The 20,704-nt window shown below is 63.5% G+C and carries 21 protein-coding genes; 10 read left to right on the top strand and 11 right to left on the bottom strand.

The genetic code is table 11. The features are described 5' to 3' along the window. Positions 1-39: 39 nt before the first annotated feature. Together C476_RS12295 and C476_RS12290 are read left to right on the top strand one after the other, a co-directional pair. Positions 40-1,104 carry an amidohydrolase family protein gene (locus tag C476_RS12295; RefSeq protein ID WP_008013430.1) on the top strand — a complete coding sequence of 355 codons (1,065 nt, stop codon included), beginning with the start codon at positions 40-42 and terminating at the stop codon, positions 1,102-1,104. Then, complete coding sequence (locus C476_RS12290) at positions 1,104-1,880, top strand: iron-sulfur cluster assembly protein (RefSeq protein ID WP_008013428.1); 777 nt, start codon at positions 1,104-1,106, stop codon at positions 1,878-1,880. The genes C476_RS12295 and C476_RS12290 overlap by 1 nt, the downstream gene beginning before the upstream one ends. Positions 1,881-1,957: 77 nt before the next feature. Here C476_RS12290 and cgi121 read toward each other — a convergent pair whose 3' ends face one another. The 3 genes from cgi121 to C476_RS12275 all read right to left on the bottom strand — a co-directional run bounded on the left by cgi121 (position 1,958) and on the right by C476_RS12275 (position 5,349). After that, complete coding sequence (gene cgi121 / locus C476_RS12285; protein ID WP_008013425.1) at positions 1,958-2,464, bottom strand: KEOPS complex subunit Cgi121; 507 nt, start codon at positions 2,462-2,464, stop codon at positions 1,958-1,960. Then, complete coding sequence (locus C476_RS12280; protein WP_008013423.1) at positions 2,464-4,827, bottom strand: ATP-dependent DNA helicase; 2,364 nt, start codon at positions 4,825-4,827, stop codon at positions 2,464-2,466. Before C476_RS12280 ends, cgi121 begins: the two co-directional genes overlap by 1 nt. 93 nt (positions 4,828-4,920) lie before the next feature. After that, positions 4,921-5,349: a DUF6069 family protein gene (locus C476_RS12275; protein ID WP_049911815.1), complete on the bottom strand. Its 429-nt coding sequence runs from the start codon at positions 5,347-5,349 to the stop codon at positions 4,921-4,923. Positions 5,350-5,517: 168 nt separating this feature from the next. On the opposite strand from C476_RS12275, the gene C476_RS12270 reads away from it, so the two are divergent. Then, positions 5,518-5,952 (top strand): universal stress protein, encoded by a 435-nt coding sequence (locus tag C476_RS12270; protein ID WP_008013418.1) that lies wholly within the window; start codon positions 5,518-5,520, stop codon positions 5,950-5,952. Between the two features lie 11 nt (positions 5,953-5,963). Here the strand turns inward: C476_RS12270 and C476_RS12265 are convergent, their stop codons facing one another. Next, complete coding sequence (locus tag C476_RS12265) at positions 5,964-7,172, bottom strand: inorganic phosphate transporter (RefSeq protein ID WP_008013417.1); 1,209 nt, start codon at positions 7,170-7,172, stop codon at positions 5,964-5,966. Positions 7,173-7,270: 98 nt separating this feature from the next. Between C476_RS12265 and C476_RS12260 the strand changes: the two genes are divergently transcribed. Next, positions 7,271-7,516: a ferredoxin gene (locus C476_RS12260; RefSeq protein ID WP_008013415.1), complete on the top strand. Its 246-nt coding sequence runs from the start codon at positions 7,271-7,273 to the stop codon at positions 7,514-7,516. Between the two features lie 33 nt (positions 7,517-7,549). Here C476_RS12260 and mdh read toward each other — a convergent pair whose 3' ends face one another. Next, complete coding sequence (gene mdh, locus C476_RS12255) at positions 7,550-8,464, bottom strand: malate dehydrogenase (RefSeq protein ID WP_049911813.1); 915 nt, start codon at positions 8,462-8,464, stop codon at positions 7,550-7,552. 150 nt (positions 8,465-8,614) lie between these two features. On the opposite strand from mdh, the gene C476_RS12250 reads away from it, so the two are divergent. From C476_RS12250 to C476_RS12240, 3 genes are all read left to right on the top strand, one after another. Further along, on the top strand, positions 8,615-9,073 hold the full coding sequence (locus C476_RS12250; RefSeq protein ID WP_008013410.1) for a TIGR00725 family protein: 459 nt from the start codon (positions 8,615-8,617) through the stop codon (positions 9,071-9,073). 69 nt (positions 9,074-9,142) lie between these two features. Beyond that, the gene (locus C476_RS12245) at positions 9,143-9,838 is read left to right on the top strand and encodes an Sjogren's syndrome/scleroderma autoantigen 1 family protein (RefSeq protein ID WP_008013408.1); all 696 of its coding nucleotides are present in this window, start codon (positions 9,143-9,145) and stop codon (positions 9,836-9,838) included. A gap of 274 nt (positions 9,839-10,112) precedes the next feature. Then, a complete protein-coding gene (locus tag C476_RS12240) occupies positions 10,113-10,964 on the top strand; it encodes a phosphatase PAP2 family protein (RefSeq protein ID WP_008013406.1) in 852 nt (283 codons plus the stop codon). Between the two features lie 19 nt (positions 10,965-10,983). Here C476_RS12240 and C476_RS12235 read toward each other — a convergent pair whose 3' ends face one another. Continuing rightward, positions 10,984-13,416, bottom strand: a complete 2,433-nt coding sequence (locus C476_RS12235; RefSeq protein WP_008013404.1) for a DEAD/DEAH box helicase — start codon at positions 13,414-13,416, stop codon at positions 10,984-10,986. A gap of 137 nt (positions 13,417-13,553) precedes the next feature. On the opposite strand from C476_RS12235, the gene C476_RS12230 reads away from it, so the two are divergent. Continuing rightward, the gene (locus tag C476_RS12230) at positions 13,554-14,054 is read left to right on the top strand and encodes a TspO/MBR family protein (protein ID WP_008013402.1); all 501 of its coding nucleotides are present in this window, start codon (positions 13,554-13,556) and stop codon (positions 14,052-14,054) included. Between the two features lie 111 nt (positions 14,055-14,165). Here C476_RS12230 and C476_RS12225 read toward each other — a convergent pair whose 3' ends face one another. The 4 genes from C476_RS12225 to C476_RS12210 form a co-directional block, all read right to left on the bottom strand. Beyond that, positions 14,166-15,326 carry an MFS transporter gene (locus tag C476_RS12225; protein WP_008013398.1) on the bottom strand — a complete coding sequence of 387 codons (1,161 nt, stop codon included), beginning with the start codon at positions 15,324-15,326 and terminating at the stop codon, positions 14,166-14,168. A gap of 275 nt (positions 15,327-15,601) precedes the next feature. Further along, the gene (locus tag C476_RS12220) at positions 15,602-16,186 is read right to left on the bottom strand and encodes a diacylglycerol/polyprenol kinase family protein (RefSeq protein WP_008013397.1); all 585 of its coding nucleotides are present in this window, start codon (positions 16,184-16,186) and stop codon (positions 15,602-15,604) included. Between the two features lie 299 nt (positions 16,187-16,485). Beyond that, the gene (gene glyS / locus C476_RS12215; protein ID WP_008013395.1) at positions 16,486-18,261 is read right to left on the bottom strand and encodes a glycine--tRNA ligase; all 1,776 of its coding nucleotides are present in this window, start codon (positions 18,259-18,261) and stop codon (positions 16,486-16,488) included. After that, a complete protein-coding gene (locus tag C476_RS12210; protein ID WP_008013394.1) occupies positions 18,254-19,108 on the bottom strand; it encodes a CBS domain-containing protein in 855 nt (284 codons plus the stop codon). Before C476_RS12210 ends, glyS begins: the two co-directional genes overlap by 8 nt. A gap of 153 nt (positions 19,109-19,261) precedes the next feature. Between C476_RS12210 and C476_RS18985 the strand changes: the two genes are divergently transcribed. After that, positions 19,262-19,402 carry a DUF7556 family protein gene (locus C476_RS18985; protein ID WP_008013391.1) on the top strand — a complete coding sequence of 47 codons (141 nt, stop codon included), beginning with the start codon at positions 19,262-19,264 and terminating at the stop codon, positions 19,400-19,402. A 134-nt stretch (positions 19,403-19,536) separates the two neighbouring features. Next, a complete protein-coding gene (locus C476_RS12205) occupies positions 19,537-20,043 on the top strand; it encodes a hypothetical protein (protein ID WP_008013389.1) in 507 nt (168 codons plus the stop codon). 131 nt (positions 20,044-20,174) lie between these two features. Here the strand turns inward: C476_RS12205 and C476_RS18980 are convergent, their stop codons facing one another. Then, positions 20,175-20,333, bottom strand: coding sequence for a hypothetical protein (locus tag C476_RS18980; protein WP_169319057.1), 159 nt, complete (start codon positions 20,331-20,333; stop codon positions 20,175-20,177). Positions 20,334-20,704: the final 371 nt, after the last annotated feature.

Below are 20,704 nucleotides of genomic sequence, written 5' to 3'. Positions count from 1 at the left end.
AAAAGAGTAATGGGTAGTGGTATTCATGTGCATGGTGCGATGTATCAGCACAACGGAGAGGAGATCTTCATCATCGATGGCCACGTACACCTGTGGGACGCGACGGAGGAGAATATCCAACACCAGGGAGGGGAAGAGTTCATCCAGTGTTTCTATGACTATCACACGACGTTCACGCCCGAGGAACGCCAGTGGGACATAGACGAGTATCGCAAGTACGGCGCTGACCGGATGGTTGAGGACCTGTTCGGCAACGCCGCCGCCGACATGGCGGTTTTCCAGCCGACGTACCTCACCGACTTTTACACCGAGGGGTTCAACACCACCGAGCAAAACGCCGAACTCGCGACCGAACACCCCGAGCGATTCGTCTTAAACGGGACCTTCGACCCCCGCGACGGCGAGGAGGGCCTCGAGTACCTCGAGGAACTCCACGAGAAATACGAGATTCCCGGCGTCAAACTCTACACTGCCGAGTGGCGCGGCGACTCGAAAGGGTGGCGCCTCGACGACGAGGAGGCCTTCGAGTTCTTACAGAAGTGTGCCGACCTCGGTATCGAGAACGTCCACCCGCACAAGGGGCCGACGATCCGCCCCCTCAATCGCGACGCGTTCGACGTGAAAGACGCCGACGATGCGGCCTCGTCGTTCCCGGAGCTCAACTTCATCGTCGAACACGTCGGCCTGCCCCGGCTGGACGATTTCTGCTGGATCGCCACTCAGGAGACGAACGTCTACGGCGGCCTGGCAGTCGCCGCGCCGTTCGCCCAGAACCGACCGGGCAAGTTCTCCGAGATCATGTCCGAACTCCTCTGGTGGCTCGGCGAGGATCGGGTCATCTTCGGATCGGATTACGCCATCTGGAACCCCGATTGGCTCGTCGAGGAGGTCATGGAGGCAGAACTCACCGAGGAACACCGCGCGGAGTACGGCGTCGAGTGGGATCTCGAGACGAAAAAGAAGGTCATGGGCGAGAACATCGCCGACCTCTACGACATCGATATCGAGGCGAAACGCGAGGCGTTCGAAGACGACGAGATCAGCCAGCAGTTCGGCCTCGAGGACCACTACGCAGGCGAGGAACCCACGCCGGCGGACGACTGATGAGCACGCAGCCATCCGACGGCTCCGCTCCCACGCGAGCGACCGTCCGCGACCGACTCGACCGGGTCACCGATCCGGAACTCGACCGCTCGATCGTCGCGCTCGAGTACGTCGACGCGATCGAGATCGACGGTGGCCACGTCGGCGTCGACCTCACGCTCCCAACCGCGTGGTGTTCGCCGGCTTTCGCGTGGATGATGGCCGTCGACGCCCGCGACGAGATCGAATCGCTGCCGGCAGTCGAGGAGGCCCGGATCACGCTCTCCGAGCACATGCACGAGACGGAGATCAACCGCGGCGTCAACGAGGACCTCTCGTTTGCCGAAGCGTTTCCGGACGCCGACGGCGACGTCGCGGCAGTCCGTGCCGAACTCGACGACAAGGCCCGCGTTGCTCGCCAGTACGACGCGGTCAAAGCGCTGCTCGAGGCCGGATTCGACGCTGAGGCGATCGTCGACGTTCGACTGCGAAATCTCGAACTGACCGACGAAGCCGAATCCGCCGCCGTCTACGTCCGCGACCGTTCGTTTGCCGTCACCGTTCCGGCAGCGCCGCTCGAGCGCTACCTCGAGAAGGCCCGCGAAATCGGCCTCGTCTCGGCGCCGGACGACCACCTCTTTCGAACGCCAGAGGGCGACCCGATCGACCCCGACTCGTTCGAGCTCGTCCACCGACGCGGTCGGCTCGCACAGGTCAACATGTCGAGTCAGGGTGGTATTTGTGATGGCCTTCGGGAAGCACGGGAAGGCCGGCTCGAGCGAAGCGCAGACGACTGACGGTACAGCGGTGGAACCCGAGCGCCATCGCGATTGACCATCCTCGTCGCGGTCCGATCTTGGTCGTCGCCGCGAGCCTACTTTTCGACCTCGAGCAGCGCCACCCGCTCGCGAACCAGCGCCGAAAGCGATGCGTCGGTGGCCTCACGTTCGGCGTCAGGAACGTCGAAAAAGTCACACAGCGTTTCGATGTCTTGTGTCTCGAGTGTCGGTTCGCGGTCGACGAACGCATCCAGCGCTTCGACTGCCTCGAGCGCTGCCGTCTCGTCCTCGTCTGAATCGCCGTCGACGAGCACCACTGCTCGAGTCTCGCCGGCGTCGACACCCATCGCGAGCGCACGATCGATCTGTCGGCGACCGGCGGCGTACAGCAGGATTTCGACGGCGCGGTCACGGGCGACGTTTTCACCGCGGTCGATCGCGCGATCCGCGAATTCGACGGCTCGCTCGAGGTGGCGGCGATCGGCGACGTAGCGGGCGTCGAACGCCTGGATCGTCACGCTGTGTCGGTCGCCGAGGTCACCGAGGTCGGCGACGAACGAGTCGATCTCGTCGATCTCGAGTCGGCATTCGATAAGCTGCATTAGAAATCACCCAGGCTCGACTGACTGTCGTCTGCTCCGTTTGTTGCTGTCGCGTCGTCGGTCCCGTCACCGCCGCTCGAGGTAGCTGTCACGCCGCCGTCGGCCGACCCCGCCGAGTCCGGCTCGACGCCGTCCATCGAGGGGTCCTTGCGGCCGGCGTTCTCGAGGATGGTCTCGGCTGTCTTCTTTCCTTTAAGGGCACCGAGAACGACGCTTTTGTCGGCCGTTCGTAGGTCTGCTGGCTCCTCGATTCCTGCCTCGTAGAGCCGGCGAGCGCGCTTGCGGCCCACACCGCCGACCGAGACGAGTTCCAGTAGGGCTTCACTGACGCCGTGTTCGACGCGTGCACGGGCTTCGCGGACCGCGACGGTCCACTCGCTGTCGATCTCGGCGGCCAGCGACTCGGCCGCGCCCAGCAGCCACTCGGCGGTGTCGACTTTCCCCCGCAGATCGCCCGGTCCGATCTTGTACCGGTCGGTCAGCCGTTCCTCGTCCGTTTCGTCGGCCCAGTCCTCGAGCAGCTTGCCGGTCTTGAGCGCGGCCAGCCAGTCCTCGAAGCGGTCCTCCTCGAACTCGCTTGGCGTATCGCCCAGCAGTTCGGGCTCTCGCTCGTAGAAGAGTTCGCCGAATTTCTCGTCTTCGCCCGAGCGCAGATAGAGTTCGTACATGTCGGGCGTGCGTGAGACGAGTTGGTACAGTCCCAGCGCGGTCGGCCGGTCGTCTGCACGCTCGAGTCCGTGGACGATCTCTGCTGCGCTCATCGGATCGAGATAGAGCCGCGAGACAGTATGGCCGAGGCTGGTGGCCTCGAGCGTCTCCTTACCGTTGCCATCGTCGGCGAGATCGGCAGCCGAGGTGAACGCCTCGCCGCCCGCGTCCTCGCTGTCGTCACTGCCGCCGCTGTCGCGTTCGATGAAGTCGTTCGACTCGAGATACTCCAAGACGGTGTCGGTCACCGTCTCGAGGCGGCCGGGCTCGGTCGACTGGCTGGCATAGAGGGTGGCCTCCAGGAACTCGAGCAGGCCCTCGCGGGTGCGGGCAAAGCCCGATGCGATGGTCGCGAGTACGTGGGTCCGCAGGGCGGGCTCGGCCGCCAGTTTCGAGCGCACCGGCTCGGGATCGGCCCAGATATAGCGGTCGAACAGCTCCTGGCTCTCGTCGTGGTTTTTGGCCAGCAGGACGGCCTCACCGTAGGGGTCGAGCCCCGGTCGGCCGGCCCGGCCCATCATCTGGTGGACCTCGAGGACGTCTAAGGGTGCCATTCCACCGGCACTGGGGTCGAAGCGTCGCCAGTCGCGGACGATCACCCGCCGCGCAGGCGTGTTGACACCGGCGGCCAGCGTCGGCGTCGCCGAGATTACCTTCAACAGGCGATCGCGGAACGCGTCCTCGACGAGGCTCCGCTGGGTGCTCGAGAGGCCGGCGTGGTGAAACGCCGCACCCCGTTCGACGCAGTCGGCTAAGTCCCTGCTCGTCTCGGTGTCGCTGTCGTCGCGGATGTCGGCGGCCAGTTCTGCGAGTTTCGCCTCTTCTTCGGCGGTCAGTTCGTTCCTCGAGACGCCACCCAACCGTTTCGCGGCGGCTTCTGCGTTTCGTCTGGAGTTGACGAACACGAGCGAGGAGCCGCCCTCTTCGAGGATATCGCGGACGAGCGCGGCCTCCTGCTTTTCCGATCCTTCGACGGGCACCTCGCGCGTCGAGCCGTCGTCGAAGTTCAACGCGTTCCCGTAGTGGACACCCATCTGCAGGTCGATCGGTCGCCAGTCGGTGTCGACCAGTTCGGCGTCGAGCCAATCGGCGATTTCGTCGGCGTTGCCGACCGTTGCCGAGAGCGCGACGGTCTGCAGTCCAGGGTTGAGCTGGCGGAGTTTCGCCAGCGTCACCTCGAGCGTCGGCCCCCGATTCCGGTCGTCGATGAGGTGGACCTCGTCGGACACGACGCAGGTGAGATCGGAGAGCCACTCCGCACCGTTGCGGACCAGTGAGTCGACTTTCTCGCTGGTGGCGACGACGATGTCTTTCGTCGCGAGCCAGTCGCTGGTCGACTCGTAGTTGCCGGTCGTGACCCCAACCGTGACGCCGACCCCTTCGTAGGCCTCGAACTCGGCCTTCTTCTCGCTGGCGAGCGCTCGCAGCGGGACGATGTACAGTGCTTTCCCGCCGCGTTCGATCGCCGACAGCATCGAGAGGGCGGCGATCATCGTCTTCCCGCTGGCGGTGGGGACGGCCGCGACGAGGTTTTCGCCCTCGGTCGCGCCGGCATCGACCGCCTCGGCTTGTGGCGGGTAGAGCTCCTCGATGCCCTCGCGCTTGAAGTGATCGATGGCACCGGGTGGGAGCCCCGACAGCTCCTCGAGATTCATTATCCGTGCTTGGCCCCGTTTGCGGTTTAAAGTATCGTCTTTCGGACTCCGACGGTCGGGGATGCTATGTGTTCTCGAGTGTGCTATATTAGCTCACTGGCCGGCACTGCGGTCGGTCAGGACACCCACACAAATGACTGCTGTCGTGACATGCATCAGCCCAAGGATCGCGCCGGCGAAGAGGCTCCCACCGGGTTGATTGGGGATAACCGTGAAGTCCGGTACGAGCGAGAGCACGAGGACGATCGCTGCGACGATGAGAAACAGCCGATCAGGGCTGGAACTGAATCGCGCGAGAACCCCGTAGGTGACGGTCGCACCGATGACGCCGAGAGTTGTAAAGAACGTTACTGGTCCGTAATTCAGTGCTTCCAGTTGTGGTGCGATACCGCCGGCGTTGGCCACGAACACGATGAGCAAGTTGATGCCCAACGACACTGCAAGCGCGACTACCCCCGCTCGTGTCAGGTCGCTGATCGTGAGTGATCGTGCCGATGACGACATCCCTGTTTCGGTACCCATGATTGTCCCTCCGCCGCCACTGATGAAAAGCGTTTGTCAGAATTCCCTTTTATATTCGGATCGGTGACTGATTGTCCAGTTGGGTATCGATGCATCCGCGACCCGCCCTGGGGCGAGAGCGGGGTCGACGGCGATAGACCGATGGGGTCGGCACCCGAAGACCGTCCTATGGCCGATCCCGACCACGTCCTCGTTCCCACGCTCGGCCGACCACACGAGGACGAAGCGCTTTCCTACGGCCTCGAGACGTTCCCCGACGCCGAGATCACGCTCTTGGCGGTCGTGACACCGCTTGACGCGCCGCTCAGTGAGGGAGGGATCTTGGAGCGACGCGAGGAGCGAACGACACAGGCACGAGCCAGCGCCGCGGAATTGCTCGAGTCGGGTGCCGGCCCTGACACAGGGGATCGCGTCCGGATCGCACTTGCCGAGGGTCGACCCGGCACCGTCATTCCCCGATACGCGTCGGAGGCGGGGATCGATCACGTCGTGATGGCCGGCGACAGAACCCGATCGAACTGGTTCATTAGGCGATTTCTCGGTCGGGATATCGCCACAACGGTCGTCGAACGGACCACGCAGCCGGTGACGATCCTCGAGTGAGTTCGAATGCATCAGCCGCCGATCACCGTTGCGAACAGTCGATACAGGCCGTATCCGACGACAACTGAACTGCCGAGTGTCAGTAGCCAGAATGTGATCGTGACGCCGACCTTGCGTCGCGAAACCCCGGCTGAGCCGCCGGCCAGTCCGCCACCGATAACGCCCGAGAGAATGATGTTGTTGAGTGAGATCGGGATGCCGAGTGCGATCGCCAGCTGGGCAATGATAAATCCCGGAACCAGCGCCGCGATCGACCGCCGCACGCCGAGCTGGGCGTACTCGCGAGAGGTCGCCTGTAACAGCCGCGGCGCGCCCATCCAGGCACCGGCGAGGATGCCGGCTGCGCCGATCGCGAGCAACAGGGATCCCGGGAGCCCGAGTTCGGTTTGAAAGAGGTTCTCGAGCGGGCCGGTCGCGAGTCCGACCTGCGAGCCGCCGGAAGAGAACGCGACGATACCGCCGAGGACCAGCAGGAACGAGCGGATCCCGCTTTCGACGGAGTCGCGGACCTGCCGTTGTACCCAGTAGAACGCGAGCAGTCCAACGGCGATCGTCACGAGGACGGTCCCGAGATCGACGCCGGCGGCGAGTGTCGGGCCGCCGCCGAACTGCCGGGCGACGAACCCTGCGATCGTCCCCTGCTCGGCGGTCGGATCGGGAATCACGCCGAGGCGGACGTTGGCGACGATCGCGCCGACGACGCCGGCCAGCAGCGGGACGCCGACCGTCTCGGGGACGTCGTCGCGTCGTAGGACCGTCGCCGTCGCGTAGGCGAGTCCGCCGGACATGATCGGCACCAGCAGCCAGAAGGTGCCGAGCCGGCGATAGGTCGCCATCGCCGGGTCGCCGCCAAGCGAGAGCCCGACGCCGACCATCGCGCCCGTCGTCGCGAACGCCGCGGGAATCGGGTAGCGGGTGTAAATGCCGATCGCCATGAATCCCGCCGCGGTCAGCAGGCCAGCGGTGGCCGCCAGCGGCGTGATCGTCACGCCGTCGATGAGGTCCGCACCGATCGTCTCGGAGATGCTCCCGCCCTGCATGAGCGCCCCTGCAGCCGCGAGCAGCCCGATGACGAACGCCGCCTGCATCGTCGAGATCGCGTTTGCACCGATCGCGGGGGCAAAGGGTGGCGAGTTACTGTTCGCACCGAGCACCCACGCCATGAACAGACAGGTGAGAACGGCGATCCCGACGAGGGCAACAGAGGGGAGTGCGACCATTTCGTCTCGTTTTTCGTTCGGTGACCGACTGGAAAAGCGTTCCCTCGAGTCCACCGACGACCGCTACCGATTTACCACGACCGCGCTAATCACTGCCCATGAAGATCGAATACGACGAGGACACCTGTATCGGGATGTTCCAGTGTGTCGCCGAATGGGATGCCTTCGAGGAGGACAAATCGAAGGGCAAGGCCGTCCTCGAGGACAGCGAGGAGGTCGAGGACGGCGTTTTCGTCCGCGAGGTACCCGAGGACGCGGAACTCGACGCGAAGTTCGCCGCCCGGACCTGTCCCGTCGACGCGATTACAGTCTACGACGACGACGGCGAGCAGCTGATCCCCTGACGACAGCCAAAACTGTTCCGTGCCGACCGTCGATTACGCGATCTTGTCGTACTGTTCGGAGAGCTTCTCAGCAGCTTCGCCGAGCTGGTTACGCTCGAACTCGGTGAGTTCCCACTCGACGATTTCCTCGACGCCGTCAGCGCCGAGTTTGACCGGAACGCCGAATGCGGTGTCTTCGTGGCCGAACTCGCCCTCGAGTTTGACACTGCCGGGCACTACTTCGCCCGTATCGCGGAGGATGGCCTCGACCATGTGGCCGACGCCGGTCGCCGGCCCCCACTCGGTTGCGCCTTTCTTCTCGATGACGTTCATCGCCGAGGTCTGGAGTTCGGAGAGCAGTTCTTCCTTTTCGTCTTCGTTGAACTCGAGGTCCTGTCCGTTGACCCGTACTTTGGAGAACACGGGGACTTGCGCGTCGCCGTGTTCGCCGAGGATCGTCGCATCGACGTTCTGGACGGGCGCGTCGTAGCGTTGGGAGATCACGTATCGGAAGCGCGCGGAGTCGAGGCGACCGCCGAAGCCGATCACCTGCTCGCGGGCCCGATCGCCCGTCTCGTAGAGGTGCCGATTGAGCAGATCGACGGGGTTCGACGTGGTGACGGTAATGAAGTCGTCGTTGTACTCGGCCAGCGAGGAGCCGATGTCCTCCATGATCGGTGCGTTGGTGTCCGCCAGATCGATCCGCGTCTGGCCCGGCTGGCGCGGGATGCCGGCCGTGATAACGACGACGTCCGACCCAGCGGTGTCCTCGTAGCCACCCTGTCGGATCGTCGTGTTCGAGTCGTAGGCTACGCCGTGGTTTGCGTCGGCAGCCTGTCCGACCGTATCGTCTTCCTTGTCCGGAATGTCGACGAACACGAGTTCGTCCGCAACGTCCCGAAGCGCGATGTTGTAGCCCGCAGCGGCCCCGACGGTGCCGGCCGCGCCGACCACACTAACTTTCGTCATACCACGTAATGCTTCCCCATCCCACACGTTAAATCCGTCGGAAATTCCAGCCTCAGACGAGTCTGACGATATGACGGTTCGACGACTGTCGTTTCTTCTTTTCTCCTCGAGACCGAACCGATCATGGCCGATGCCTGCGCCCGTTCGACTATGCGTGTCAGCGTCATCGGCGGCGGACAGGTTACCGACGAACAGGCAGCTCGCGCCGAGGCAGTGGGTCGCGAACTTGCCGCCCGCGGCCACACGGTCGTTTGTGGCGGTCGCGGCGGCACCATGGAAGCGGTCTGTCGTGGCGCGAAAGCCGAGGGCGGAACGACGATCGGCATCCTGCCGAGCGAGCGCCGGGCACAGGCTAACGACTACGTCGATATCCCGATCGCCACGGGACTGGGTCACGCCAGAAACGCGCTCGTCCCCTTGAACGGCGACGCCGTGATCGCGCTCACTGGCGGTGTCGGAACCCTCTCGGAACTCGGCTTCGCCGGCATCTACGACCGGCCCGTCGTTGGTATTGCGACCCACGACGTTTCGGCTGCTGGCGTCGACATCGAGCCTGTCGACACGCCCGAAGCGGCTGTCGACGCTGTCGAAGCCGCACTCGAGACGTAAGTGTCACCGTCACGGCCATGGAATCTCGCTGTCGCAGCTTTTTCGACGCTCCGACACCTCTAGCTGGACATGAGCGACTTCGACAAGGAAGCAGAGCGCGAGAAACTCCGTGAGAAGTACGAACGCGACAAACAAGAGCGCAAGGCCACCCAGCGAATGAGCGATCTGTTACTCAAGGGCGCGACGATGACCAACACTCACTGTGGGACCTGTGGCGACCCGCTGTTCCAGATGGACGGCACTACGTTCTGTCCTAGCTGCCATGGCAATCCCGACGCCGTCGAGGGAACCGACCTCGAGGCCCAACCGGCCGCCGAACAGTCGTCCACGGATCGATCTGAGTCGGACCAGTCCGCCGCGGACGAATCCACCCCTGCTGCATCGGCCGAGCCGACGGCCGCAGCTACGTCGGACGCGTCGACGGCCGAGACGGACACGAACAGCCAGCACGAATCCTCGAGCGCAACGCCATCTCGTGACGAGCGCCAGTCTACACCCCAGCCCGATGTCGAGTCCTCCCAGGCCAATGTCTCGAGTCGGACGACCGACAACCGTGCGAGCGAACCGAGTGCATCGTCTCGCTCCCCCGTGTCGACCCAGCGTCCGCAACCGGCCGACGGCGACCTCGAGGCCGCACACGACGCGCTCGTCCGCACGCTCGAGAAGTTCGCTACGGAGGCGGCCGCGACGGACGACCCACGATACGCACGGGAATGTCTCGAGGCGGCGCGCGAGGCCGGCGAGACGCTGTCGACCTTGCGCTAACGGCGCTCGAGCCGGTCGGACTGCTTCCTGAACGGTCTCTCCTGTGTGTGGGTCGTATCGTTTCGTCGACCTGTACGCAACTCCCGACACTCAATATGACAGATATAAATAACATCACTAGATATATATTTGATAGTATGGTGTGCCATAACATCGCTCGAACGTGGGCCAGATCGACCGCTGTGTCGGTCGTGTGCCGGGTCGACACCGATTTCACCCTCCATGTACCGGCCCGTGGTCGCTCACCGACCCACGGAGAGAGGAGACCCTACCGATGGCACTTGGATTCGTCGTCTTACTCACGGTACTCGTCGTTTGTATCGGCTTGCTCGGGACCTGTGCGATCTGTCTCGACCGAACCGCCCTGAAACGGACGGCAACTGACTACGATCGTCGGCTCACCGATATCTCGCCGTATCTCGGTGTTGCGGGGCTGTTCTTCCTCGCAAAACGGGCAACCCACGGTCATAGTCTACGGATCTCGCGCGCGCTCGACTGGGATCTCACCGCGGAAATCTACGCTCTCGAAGGGAAGTTCGTCGCGGTCCTCCAAGACGTCGTTCCTCGCCCAGTTACGCTCGAGTTCTTCTCGGCGATGTACATGTTTGGGTTCCCGTTCCTGCTGGTGACTGGCCCCATCCTCTATTTCCTGTTGCCCTCCCAGCGCTACCTCAAGGAACTCCTCCTGGCATACGTGTTCAACTACCTGATCGGCTCGCTCTGTTATACGCTCTTTATCGTCTATGGGCCGCGCAATCATCTCTCCTCTGTCGACGGACTGATGTACTCGTTTTATCCCCAGACCCAGGAGGTCACCGCGGCAGTGTCGGCGAATACGAACGTGTTCCCCTCGCTGCACACGTCGCTGGCGGTCGTCGTCATGCTGTTCGCCTGGCGCTCGCGCGAGGAGTACCCACGGTGGTTCCAGATCGCGTCGTTCGTGACGGTCTGTGTCGTGTTCTCGACGATGTACCTCGGGATCCACTGGTTGATCGACGTCATCGCGGGCATTATTCTCGCCGTCGGAAGCGTTATCGCGGCCGAACGGATCGTCACCCGCGCAGAGGGAGCGGCCGGCTCTATCCCCCCCGACGAGGACGCCATTGCGTCCGACGCGAGCGACTGAGCGTCGTTTCCCGACTGTCTCACCCAGTATAGTCGCTTCCGATCACTTCTCGAATCCGCTCGGCGGTCACCTGCCCGACGCCGTCGGCATCCTGTAACTCGTCTTCGGTCGCGATCATCACTTCCTCGACCGTGCCGAACTCCTCGAGGAGCGATCGCGCCGTGACGGGGCCGATCTCGGCGATCGAGGCGACGACGTACTCCTGTTGCTCGCTCAAGGTCTTGGTCCCTTTCTCACCGTGGACCGACACCTCCCGGTCGGCTGTCGCCTGTTCTCGACCGGCGATCACGGCGAGCAGTTCCGTCGTGTCGGCTTCGCTTTCGGTTCGCAGGACGCTCGCCCCGAAGTCGACCGCGAGACTCGAGAGCGCGCCTCGAACCGCGTTCGGGTGGATGTCGCGCTGTTCGTACAGGCCCTCGCCCTCGACGACGACGATCGGCCGCGAGTAGTGTCGCGCCATCGCGCCGACCTGCTCGAAGACCGACCGGTCGCCCCCGACCAGCGAGTCGACGAAGTCGGCGACGGACTTGCGCTCGACGACCACCCGATCCGAGAGGACGTAGTCGCCGACGGCGAGCGTCTCGAGGCTGATCTCGATTTCCTCGCGTCGAGAGAGGTCGCGGGCGATGTTGGCGTCCATCTCGCGCTGGTCGGCGACGATTCCGATGGTATCGCCCTCGGCGTGTGGCTCGTGGGTTTCGACCTCGCCGTCCTCGTCTGTGTCCGCCTCCGTGTCGCCGAACTCCTGTAATCCGGGCTGGTCTGCAACCCCCTCGCTTCCGGTGGAACAGTCGCCGACGGCGTCGGCGTTGCCGCCGTTTCCGTCTACTTTCACCCCGCACTCACTGTCGGCTTCGCCCTCGAAATCGGCCAGTGACTGCTGGGAGTCGTCGAGTTCGTCCTCGAGCTCGTCGGCCATCCCTTTCAGATCGCGCAGTTCGCTTTCCATCTCTTTTTCGCGCCGTCGGGAGATCCAGAAGTAGGCCTCGTCGCGGGTATCCTCGGCCATCAGGACGACGACGCGCCCCTCCGACTGGCGGCCGGTCCGGCCCTTGCGCTGGATCGATCGGATCGCGGTCGGGACGGGTTCATAAAAGAGCACGAGGTCGACCTCCGGGACGTCGAGTCCTTCCTCGGCAACCGACGTGGAGACGAGCACCTCGAACTCGCCCGCGCGGAACTCGTCTAAAACTTCTTGTTGTTGTTTCTGGGTCATGCCGTCGGAGCCCTCGCGATCGCCCTGCCCGACGAACCGCTTTGCCTCGAAGCTCTCGGAGAGAAAGTCCGTCAGCGCCTCGGCCGTATCGCGGGACTCGGTGAAGACGATCACGCGCTCTCCGCCCTCGAGGCCCAGCGTCTCGGCAAGCAGCATCCGCGCTTTCCGATACTTGGGATGGAGTTCGTCGAAGTTCTCGGCCTTCCGCATGGCCTCGCGGACGCGCGGATCAGAGACCATTCGCTGGCTCGCCTTCGAGGCTCCCGATGAGCGGGCCTGGTTGCGCTGGCGCTCGAAGTATCGCCGCAGGGCCTCGACGCTCTGGGTCTCGACCAGTGTGACGGCCTGCCGGAGTTTCATCACTTCGGCGTGGACCGACATCCCCTCGAACCCCTCCGACTGGTCGTTGTTGATGAGCTGCTGGAGCTCCGCGCGCATCCGATTGAGGTCTTTCTGGGACTGATCGGGTTGAGTCGACTTCGCCACGCCCAACTCTTTGAGTTTCTCGAGGCGGCCTGTGATAACCTCGTTTAGGGTGTCCCGAATCTCGAGGACTTCCTCTGGAAGGTCGATACGTTCCCACTCGACTTCGGTCTCGTGAGTGAACTCGTCGACGTCGGCGTCTTCCTCGGTCATCACCTCGACCTCCGCGATACCGAGGTTTTCACAGACCTCGAGGATGGCTTCCTCGTCGCCACCTGGTGACGCTGACATCCCTGTCACGAGCGGGTCGCGAGCGTCGGCGTGGTAGCGCTCGGCGATGTAGTTGTAGGCGTAGTCGCCGGTCGCACGGTGGCACTCGTCGAAGGTGACGTGGCTCACGTCCGCAAGCGAGATGCGACTCCCAACGAGGTCGTTTTCGATCACCTGTGGGGTCGCCATCACGACAGTCGCCTCCGTCCACAGTTCGGCGCGGTCGTCCGGGCTTACGTCGCCGGTGAAGACGACGATTTCCTCGTCAGGAATCTTGAGGGCTTCCCGGTAGAAGTCGGCGTGTTGCTGGACGAGGGGTTTCGTCGGCGCGAGCATCAGGGATTTGCCGCCAACCTCCTCGAGCCGTCGGGCCGTGACCAGCAGGCTCACTGTCGTCTTCCCCAGACCCGTCGGGAGACAGACGAGCGTGTGATGGTTCGCGGCTGTCCCCGCGAGTTTCAGCTGGTAGAGGCGGCGTTCCAAGAAGTCGGGCTCGAGCAGCGGATGCTCGATCGACGCGACGTCCTCGTCCGTCGTTGCCATTGGCAGCGATTCGATGCGGGCGCTGTTAAGGATTGAGATAGCGGAGTGAAAGTGGTCTCGCGGCTGCGGGGCTACCGGAACGAAACACAGTCGAGTTAGGCTGCTGGTATAAATCCCACGACACCATAGAACGTGATATGGAAACCCGAACGATCCGCCAACGCCTGCCGGACCTCGGGTCGATCCTCACCGCGGTCGGCTTCGTCCTGCTGGTCAATCTCGTCGGGGCGGCACCGAGTGCGATCGGGTCGCCCAACACGCCGTGGTTTCGCGCCCTCGAGAAACCGTGGTTCTACCCGCCAACGATCGCGTTTCCGGTCGTCTGGACGCTGCTGTTTACGCTACTTGGCGTCGCGCTGTGGCTCGTCTGGCGCAGTGACTCCGACGGCCGGCGGCTCGCACTGGGACTGTTCGCCGCCCAGATGCTGGTCAACGTCGTCTGGACGCCGACGTTTTTCGCGCTCGAGGCACCGCTGGCCGCCTTTGGCATTATCGTCGTCCTCTGGGTGCTCGTCCTCGGGACGATCCTCGCGTTCCGACGGGTCGACCGCCGTGGGGCAGCCTTGCTCGTGCCGTATCTCGCATGGATCACCTTCGCTGCCGTGCTCAACTTCGAACTCTGGCGGCTGAACGCCTAGCCTAGACGGGCTAGTCACGTGACGGCCACTCATACGGACTCCTGTCAGTCATTTCCGGTGCATCCGCGACCGCCCTGCGGGCCCACCGGGACATCGGGACAGCAGACCGTCTCACTGCTCCGGGAGCCACCACGTCAACACCACCGCGACCGCCACGAGACTGGCGAGCACGAAATACCCCTCGTCGAAGTAGCCCCGATCGGCGAGCGCACCGAACAAGACCGGACTCGCTGCGCCGGTAGTCATGTAGACGGTACGCAGAAAGCCCAGTCCAGTGCCCTGCATGTCTGCGGGAAACGCCGCGGTCATGTACGGCAGGGTGATCGTCCCGTAGCCGAGGATGCTCGAGAGGAATATCGTCCCGACGACGAGCGGCCAAAAACCCTCGAGAAACGGCAGCGCGACCAGCGCCGCGACGATGACACCGAGTACAGGCGGCAACGCCCTCCGGATGCCGAACCGGTCGTAGAGTCGGCCGGTCAGCGGCTGGACGACGATCCCGGTCGCGAAAAAGGCGCTGAACAGCCCGGTCGCGACCCCTTCCGAGAACCCCTTGCTCTCGATCAGGTAGGTCGGATAGAAGCCCGTAAACGCCTGCCAGACACAGTAGGTCAGGATCTGGATCGCGGTCACGGTGACGATCTCCGGCCGACGCAGTTGCGAGGCAACGTAGCGTGCCGTCTCGAGCGAGACGCTGTCGACGGCACTGGTCGCACTCGAGGTGCGGGCGGGAACGACGAGTCGGAGGCCGATCGCCACGGCGACGAAGGCAGGAACGACGAGGCCGAAGCCGTACTGCCAGGCGAACGCCGAGGCGATGCCGCCGGCTGCAAGCGGGAGGATGGTGTTGCCGACTTGGCCCGCCGCCATCGTGATCCCGATCGCGGTCCCGTCGTTGTCGGGAAAGACATTCGAGAGGGCCGTAAACCGGGCGACGCCGTACAATGCCGTTCCGAAGCCGAATGCTGCCGTCGCGAAGTAGACGACCGGCGCGGAGCCGGCGACAGCGACGAGACCGAGTGCGATCGCCGAGATCGCCGTACTCGCGACGAGGACGTTTCCCTCGCCGAATCGATCGGCAAGCAACCCACCCGGAAGCTGTCCGAGCGCATACCAGAGCCAGAGCACGGTCAGTAGGAAGCCGGCCGTCGTCAGATCCAGCCCGTAGCTCTCCCGGAGATACGGAAGCAGGACTGGATACGCGAGCCTGACGCCGATCGAGAGGAACCAACCGGCAGCGACGGCGATCAGAATTTCGCCGCGCCCGTCCATGAGAAAACTGCGGACGGTCGCGAGTCGATGCTTCGCTCTCGAGCGTGCCACGGGTTATAGTATCCGTTCGTCCGCTGCGGTCTTGAGCGGCCCAGAACGGTACGTCCTTGCCGATATCGGAACCGCGATACGACAGTTCTAATACTGCCGGACAGAACGACGTAAAGACCGGTCGCGCTGCTGCGGCCGTCACCGGTTGAGACGGCCGCGAGTATTGACTGCTGTCCGGCAGTATAACGCCTTGAGACGCTGCTCACTGCGAGTCGCGACCGGCCTCACGCCGGCATGACCTCGAGTGCCAGCCACGCCAGACAGGCGGCGTAGATGGGGATCGTCAGGTTGTCGTCGATGATGTAGGTCCGGATCTCGAGGGTGACGCCATCAGCAAGCGTCGCGCCGAGGGCGGCGATCATCGCGACCGCGAGCGGCAGGAACGGGATGGCGACGACCGTCGAGACCAGAAACATCGTAATAAGCACTTTCGGCGGCTTGATCCGCTGGAGGGTGTTGTCCGAGACCGTTCCGCTGATCGGATCGCCAAGCGCAAGCATCAACATCGCGGGGAGAGCGATTGCCGGCTCGAAGACGACCACGACGGCAGCCATGCTGATCAAATACAGTGCGTAGGCCCCGGGGTTGTCCTGTTCGTACTCACGGGTCAACACGTCGTAGAGCCGCCAGTCAAGTCCCACCTGCAGTCGCAGGAACTCGAGGACGAGGGCCCCGGTCGCGAGCAGAATCAGCAAGAGCTGAAACCGGAACCACGTGAGTCCGAGCTCGAGGGCGTCGGCGAGCAGATAGAGGACGACAAGCCCCGAGCCGCTGGCGTGGACGAGTCGCCGCTTCAGTTCGTCGGCCATTATGTCGTGGCTCGAGAGAAGTGACCTTCAGTCCGTCGATCACCTCCAACCTTTTACACTGCGGTCTGCCGCGCTGGTGGCGTCGCCACACAGCGCGGCGTCCCTCGGTAAAATCTCGAGAGAGCGAAGCTCTCTCGGACCTCGCGGGAGCTTCGCTCCCGCTTAGGGTTGATCAAAAGCCTCCTCTCCGTTTCGGCCCCTTCGGGGCCTTCACATCGGTCGTCGGCCTGCTCGTTCGCCCTTCGGGCTCACTCGCAGCTGCAACAAAATCTGCACCGCCACCACTGCTACTGTGGTTGCTACAATTCCTCGAACTCGAGGTCGCCGGCTCGAATCGCCGACAGCGTCTCGGCGAGATTGTCGACTGGCAGGCGCTTCTGGTCGGTCGTATCCCGTTCGCGAACCGTGACGGTGGTCTCCTCGTTTTCGATCGTCTCGAAGTCCACAGTCACACAGAACGGCGTCCCGACCTCGTCCTGGCGGCGGTAGCGCCGGCCGATGTTACCCGAGTCGTCGTAGGTGACCGACAGCCCCGCTTCGCGTAGGTCTTCGACGATCTCGTCGGCCTGGGCCTCGAGGTCGTCGTCGCTTTGCAGCGGGAAGACGCCGACGAAGGTGGGCGCAACTTCTGGCTCGAGCTCGAGGAAGGTGCGATCCTCGCCGTCGACTTCGTCCTCGCGGTAGGCGTGATGGAGGACGGTGTAGACGAGTCGGTCGACGCCGAAGGAGGGTTCGACGACGTGTGGCGTGATGTGCTCGCCGGATTCGGTCTGTTCTTCGACCGCGAAGCCGGTTTTCTCGACGGGGATCTCGTGGGTCTCGCCCTCGAGTTCGAATGCGACGGTCTCGCCTTCGAACGCCGATCGGTCGCGGGCCGCGAGGTCCTCGAGTTTGCCGACGACGGCCTGTGCGTCGCCGCCGAATTCGGGCCCGAGATAACTCATGTCGGGGTTGACGGTGGCGCGCTCGACGGTCTTGGGCTCGTCGTACTGCCGGAAGATCGTAAAGCGGTCGCCGGAGTGTTCGGCGTGTTTCGAGAGGTCGTAGTTGCCCCGATGGGCGAAGCCTGCCATCTCGATCCAGTTGCCGTCGATCTCGCTTTCGGCGTCCCAGCAGTCACTGGCGTAGTGGGCCCGCTCGCCGGCTAAGTGCTGGCGATAGCGGAAGCGGTCCATATCGACGCCGACCGCCTCGTACCACGGTTTGGCGACGCCGAGGAAGTACGCGACCCACGGGTCCGTGATGATGTTCTCGTCGACGGCCTCGCCGATCGTCGTCTCGAATGCCTCGCCGTCCTCTTTGTTCTGCTCGCTGGCCGGATAGAGGGTGACTTCGACGTCTTCGACGCTCGAGAGGTCCGGCTCGTCGACTTCGGGATCGATGAAGTACTCGAGTTCGGCCTGCGTGAACTCGCGGGTGCGGATGATCGAGCGTCGTGGGCTGATCTCGTTGCGGTAGGCGCGGCCGATCTGGGTGACGCCGAAGGGAAGCTGGTTGCGCGCGTACTCCTTGAGGCGGGGGAACTCGACGAAGATGCCCTGGGCGGTCTCGGGGCGCAGATAGCCCGGATCGGAGTCGCCGGGGCCGATGTTCGTCGCGAACATGAGGTTGAAGTCCTCGACGGCCTGACCCGCCAGCCCGGCACCACAGGAGGGACAGACGAGTTCGTACTCGGCGATGACCTCCTCGACTTCCGGGATCTCGAGGCTTTCGGCGTCCTCGTACATCGTGTTGTCCTCGACGATGTGGTCCGCACGGTGGCTCTCGCCACACTCGGGACACTCGACGAGCATGTCGTCGAACCCATCGAGATGACCCGATGCCTCGAAGACGGGTTCGGGCATGATCGTGGGCGCGTCGATTTCCATGTTACCTTCCGCGACGGCAAAGCGATCGCACCAGGCGTCCTCGACGTTCCCTTTCAGCGCTGCACCCTGCGGGCCGAAGGTGTAGAAGCCGCCGACGCCGCCGTAGGCCCCCGAGGACTGAAAGAAGTACCCACGTCGTTTGGCCAGTTCGACCAGTTTCTCGCTCGTGCTGTCGGTGTCGTCGTCCGCGTGCTGTTGCTCACTCATAAAGTGCCTCCAGAAGGTCGATGTCACGGACGATGCCGACGAGGTCTTCGCCCGTGACCAACGGGAGCTGTTCGATATCGTTGCTGATCATCCGCTGTGCGGCTTCCTGTACCGACGTATTGACCGAAACCGTCACCACGTCCTCGCTCATGAACTGCCGGACCGGCTCCGTCGGAATCTCGATGTCCCGGGTCGGGAGATAGCGGCTGCCGACGGCCTTGATCCCCTCCCAGGACCAGTCGTCGTCCTGATCGCCGAAGTTGTCCCCGGTCGACTCCTCGCCCTCAACGATCCGGGCGACGTCGATGATATCGACCTCGGTAAGCACGCCGCTCATCCGGCCATCGTCGTCCAGTGCCACGGTGTAGGGGACGTTCGCGTAGGAGAGTCCCCGCTCGGCGACGGGCAGCGGTGCCCCCTCGTAGGTCGTGTTCACGTCCTCGCTGACGTATGACTCGACGGTGGTATCGGTTTCCTGATCGCCCGTCGCGATCGCGTGGATCACGTCCGTCACCGTGACGATTCCCTCGAACTCGCCGTCGACGACGGGCACGCGCCGTGCGCTTTCCTTGACCATCGTCTGGGCGGCGGCCTCGAGGCTCGTCTCGGCAGTCGTCGTCGGCACGTCCTCTTCTAAGAGCATGACGAGCTGGTCCTCGTCGGGCTGTTCGATCAGCGTCTCCCGCGTGACCAGTCCGCGGTACTCCAGCCCGTCGTCGGTCTCTTTGACGACCGGCACGGACGAGAACGACTGCTCCTGAAGATACTCGAGCACGTCGGTCCGGGTGCCCGGCAAGTCGACGGTCACCACGTCCTCACGAGGCGTCATCGCGTCGGCTACGTTCATATCCCACCGGTACGGCGAAAATGAGTATAAACCCAGTGTTTCACACCCAGAATCGATTCGATTCCCGATCGGTATCGCGAACGGATAGTATGATTCGATGACTTTATATGATGGTGAGTGTGACTCACTATCATGGCAGTATCCCCCAACGCCATGGCATCCGACGACACTATCGTCGGTGCGATCGATTCGACGGCCGCGAGCGACGAATACGTCATTGCGGATATCTCCGCGGACGGTGCCTGGCTTTCCATGGAGGCCGAGGACGCGCCGACGCTGCTGGCCTGGCGATAATTGGGGGTGGGAACGGAATTTTCTTCGGAGAGCCCGGCCGCGAATTCACGACCGACTTCGTATTGATTTCTGTCCGACAGTAGAGTCGCGTTCACAGCGGTAATAGTTTGGCACTCTATACCATGGTTAGACACATGTCGCTCGAGCAGCTATTCGACCGGCTCCCGGACCCGAAGTCACACACGTTTCCCGACTACTCGTTGCCGCGTGGCGAGCCCGTGTTGCCGATCGCCATCACGCGGTCGGAACTGTCGACGATCCTCGAGTTGTACGAGACGTTTCAGGACGTCGATCCGACGGGACTGGACGCGAACCCGTTTCTCGAGGCGGCGACGACGTACATGCAACAGACGTTCGGACTGCCGCAGTATCGTCCGGACGAGCAACTTCACGACGATATCGCTGCGCTCCTCAACGATTTTTCGGACGACCTCGGCGGCCGATCGATGGGCGTCGTCGACGCGACGCCGGACCATCACCGGACGCTCTATTTCTTCCTGATCAGTTGTCGTGGCTATCACACCGCGCCCCACATTCGGTTCGACCCCGACGAAGCGGCGGTAGAGACGCTGTATGATGTCTACCAGCGAGTAACTGAACAGGACGTCTATCTCAAGCAGCCGTCGTCAGTGTTCGACTGATCGCACTGCCGCGACGCTTGCGGCGTCGCACGGCCTGTGCAGCCGTCGGTTGCCGTGAGAGACGCTGTCGATTCAGCGGAAGTCAGAAAAAGAGAGTCGCAGCCGTGCTGGTTGGTCATCGACTCGAGCCCTCACCCCGTGAGGAAGCCACCTGGTGGAATGCGCGTCGCAGGACGTCCTTCTTCGTCGGTCGTTCGATCCTCACCGAACGCAGGGGAGTGTGCGATCGTTCGTCGTGCCTTTGCGATTCGCTGTATGCCTGCCGTGACGGCGGCGAGTAGTTTACTCATGCATGAGTAAAGAAGTACGTCGATCACATAAGGATTTTCGAGATGAACGATCGTGTTGATTCGGTCGTGACGGCCGGCGGCCGCGATATCGACGGGACTCACCCGTGGTCTCTACGGTCTGCTGTACCGATGTCCCGGCGTATCTGCAGGACGGGTCGCGGAGCCGCCGGCAATGACTGACAATTGTCCGTAACATCGGTGGCGGTGACACGCCACAACCCGTCCGCCTGTGCTGTCGGCCGACTCGAGTAACGCCTTCGTGGAGGGGTGGTGGTCCTCGAAACGATATTTTTGCCGGCTCATCGGAGATGCTGAGGCTGGGTCCGCACGCCAGTGCCATCGCGATCAGTCCCCGCTGGCGCATGCTGCCG

Origin of the sequence: Natrinema limicola JCM 13563, assembly GCF_000337475.1 — an archaeon.
Classification (GTDB): Archaea; Halobacteriota; Halobacteria; order Halobacteriales; family Natrialbaceae; genus Natrinema; species Natrinema limicola.
This window is presented reverse-complemented; position numbering and strand designations above follow the sequence as displayed.

What these genes read in the sequence shown, in the direction of transcription:
- C476_RS12295 (WP_008013430.1), top strand. Translation starts at nt 40, where the DNA reads ATGTATCAGCACAACGGAGAGGAGATCTTCATCATCGATGGCCACGTA.
- C476_RS12290 (WP_008013428.1), top strand. Translation starts at nt 1,104, where the DNA reads ATGAGCACGCAGCCATCCGACGGCTCCGCTCCCACGCGAGCGACCGTC.
- cgi121 (WP_008013425.1), bottom strand. Translation starts at nt 2,464, where the DNA reads ATGCAGCTTATCGAATGCCGACTCGAGATCGACGAGATCGACTCGTTC.
- C476_RS12280 (WP_008013423.1), bottom strand. Translation starts at nt 4,827, where the DNA reads ATGAATCTCGAGGAGCTGTCGGGGCTCCCACCCGGTGCCATCGATCAC.
- C476_RS12275 (WP_049911815.1), bottom strand. Translation starts at nt 5,349, where the DNA reads ATGGGTACCGAAACAGGGATGTCGTCATCGGCACGATCACTCACGATC.
- C476_RS12270 (WP_008013418.1), top strand. Translation starts at nt 5,518, where the DNA reads ATGGCCGATCCCGACCACGTCCTCGTTCCCACGCTCGGCCGACCACAC.
- C476_RS12265 (WP_008013417.1), bottom strand. Translation starts at nt 7,172, where the DNA reads ATGGTCGCACTCCCCTCTGTTGCCCTCGTCGGGATCGCCGTTCTCACC.
- C476_RS12260 (WP_008013415.1), top strand. Translation starts at nt 7,271, where the DNA reads ATGAAGATCGAATACGACGAGGACACCTGTATCGGGATGTTCCAGTGT.
- mdh (WP_049911813.1), bottom strand. Translation starts at nt 8,464, where the DNA reads ATGACGAAAGTTAGTGTGGTCGGCGCGGCCGGCACCGTCGGGGCCGCT.
- C476_RS12250 (WP_008013410.1), top strand. Translation starts at nt 8,615, where the DNA reads ATGCGTGTCAGCGTCATCGGCGGCGGACAGGTTACCGACGAACAGGCA.
- C476_RS12245 (WP_008013408.1), top strand. Translation starts at nt 9,143, where the DNA reads ATGAGCGACTTCGACAAGGAAGCAGAGCGCGAGAAACTCCGTGAGAAG.
- C476_RS12240 (WP_008013406.1), top strand. Translation starts at nt 10,113, where the DNA reads ATGGCACTTGGATTCGTCGTCTTACTCACGGTACTCGTCGTTTGTATC.
- C476_RS12235 (WP_008013404.1), bottom strand. Translation starts at nt 13,416, where the DNA reads ATGGCAACGACGGACGAGGACGTCGCGTCGATCGAGCATCCGCTGCTC.
- C476_RS12230 (WP_008013402.1), top strand. Translation starts at nt 13,554, where the DNA reads ATGGAAACCCGAACGATCCGCCAACGCCTGCCGGACCTCGGGTCGATC.
- C476_RS12225 (WP_008013398.1), bottom strand. Translation starts at nt 15,326, where the DNA reads ATGGACGGGCGCGGCGAAATTCTGATCGCCGTCGCTGCCGGTTGGTTC.
- C476_RS12220 (WP_008013397.1), bottom strand. Translation starts at nt 16,186, where the DNA reads ATGGCCGACGAACTGAAGCGGCGACTCGTCCACGCCAGCGGCTCGGGG.
- glyS (WP_008013395.1), bottom strand. Translation starts at nt 18,261, where the DNA reads ATGAGTGAGCAACAGCACGCGGACGACGACACCGACAGCACGAGCGAG.
- C476_RS12210 (WP_008013394.1), bottom strand. Translation starts at nt 19,108, where the DNA reads ATGAACGTAGCCGACGCGATGACGCCTCGTGAGGACGTGGTGACCGTC.
- C476_RS18985 (WP_008013391.1), top strand. Translation starts at nt 19,262, where the DNA reads ATGGCATCCGACGACACTATCGTCGGTGCGATCGATTCGACGGCCGCG.
- C476_RS12205 (WP_008013389.1), top strand. Translation starts at nt 19,537, where the DNA reads ATGTCGCTCGAGCAGCTATTCGACCGGCTCCCGGACCCGAAGTCACAC.
- C476_RS18980 (WP_169319057.1), bottom strand. Translation starts at nt 20,333, where the DNA reads ATGAGTAAACTACTCGCCGCCGTCACGGCAGGCATACAGCGAATCGCA.